Here is a 1598-nt window from a genome sequence, read left to right as displayed (position 1 = left end):
CCTCTCGCGCCTCCATGATGTCGGGGATCCGGTCGGCGTGCTCACGCAGCGCTTTGACGGCCCGCTCTTCAGTCGGCTGGCGGACCAGGATGGCGCCGTCACCGTGACGCACCGCCAGCACCCCCTGTACTTCCAACGCAACCAGCGCCTGGCTCAAGGACGCGCGGCTGACACCGAGTTTGGCCGCTAGATCCCGTTCGGCTGGCAACCGATCGCCGGGCGCCATGTGGTTGTCGGCGATGTACAAGCACAGCTGCTCGACGATCACTTCATAGAGTCGCGGCCTCGCCAATCGGCGAAGTTGCTCTACCACCGGCTCACCTGCACTCCCCACGCAAACACCCTAGCGAGCAGCGTTGTCACCCACAGTTGCACTGACCACGAGTTGCACTCTTTCGTGAACTCAGGTCTTGCACATACTGCCAGGCCACTGTCTGATTGACCAGACCACTGCGCCATCAAACCAATCGAATGCACCGGTTGTGAACTTCGCTTGGTGCGCCACTCCGCCTCCCGTCCGCACACCTCCTCGGCCCCGGTGGGCTTGGTGATAATCGATCTGACCGTGAGTTAGCGGGTCCGCACGCGGCGATGATGCTCGACGGTGGGGCCCGCCCTTCGGCACTCCGGTAGGCGCCGAGCGGGAGGCGACGTACTTCTTGTGCGCGAATCGCGACAAGAAGTCGGCGATCCTGGACCTCAAAGACGAGACAAAAGGCGCATCTGCGTGAACTCGTTTGTCGCGCAGATGTATTGATGGAGAACTTCCGGCCTGGTGTCCTCGATCGACTGGGGTTCTCGCAGCGGCAGATGGCCGAACTCAACGAGCGACTGGTAGTCCTGTCGATCAGCGGTTTCGGTCACGACGGTCCTGAAGCCGCTCGCGCGGGTTACGACCAGATCGCTCAGGGTGAGGCCGGATTGATGTCACTCACCGGTTCGAGCCCGACCGACCTACAACGCGTCGGAGTGCCGATCGCGGACCTGCTCGCTGGCATGTACGGCGCCTTCGGGATCCTTGCGGCACTGCAAGAACGCAACGCGACCGCAGATGGTGCCGTTCAGATCGCTGTCGGCAGCGAAGGCCTGTGGAAATGCTTCTGCGACGGGTTTGATCTCGATGCACTCAGTCCGGGGGTGACCTCCAATGCTGAACGTGTGACCAACGGCGAGCGGGTGAACACTATGGTGCAACAGGCGTTTTCGATGTTCTCTACCGAGGAGTTGCTGACAAAGCTGGATCTTCTCGGTGTGCCTGCCGGGCGGATTCGCAGCCTTCGGGAGGTGTACGAGTGGGAGCCGACGAGATCCTAGGGACTGTTGATCGAGGTTGACCATGCGACTCTCGGGAGGATAACCCTTCCGGGCCCGCCGCTGCGATTCTTCGATTCCGACGGTGCCGAGTTGACCCATCGCTGCCACAGCGCACCCCCTGTCCTCGGGGCCGACAACGGGCTCATCGAGAACGTGGTCGCCGCATCACCGATCAATAACCAATGACTCGACCCGGAGCCCAGGAAGTTCTTGCGGGGCTGGTTGATTCGGGCTCTTGGCAGGGATGGGACGCGGAACCGACCGCTGTAGCTGCAGGACACCGA

At 62.2% G+C, this 1598-nt stretch carries 1 protein-coding gene and 1 pseudogene; one reads left to right on the top strand and one right to left on the bottom strand.

The window, feature by feature from the left end; all coding sequences use genetic code 11:
- On the bottom strand, window positions 1-313 hold a 313-nt coding region (locus ACRDUX_RS24765; RefSeq protein WP_526417480.1), incomplete at its 3' end, for a FadR/GntR family transcriptional regulator.
- A 274-nt stretch (window positions 314-587) separates the two neighbouring features.
- On the opposite strand from ACRDUX_RS24765, the pseudogene ACRDUX_RS24760 reads away from it, so the two are divergent.
- Window positions 588-1500 (top strand): annotated as a pseudogene (locus ACRDUX_RS24760) (CaiB/BaiF CoA transferase family protein); the annotation flags it as partial.
- Window positions 1501-1598 lie beyond the last annotated feature (98 nt).

It is taken from the genome of Mycobacterium sp. (assembly GCF_050701675.1).
Taxonomy (GTDB): domain Bacteria; phylum Actinomycetota; class Actinomycetes; order Mycobacteriales; family Mycobacteriaceae; genus Mycobacterium.
This window is presented reverse-complemented; position numbering and strand designations above follow the sequence as displayed.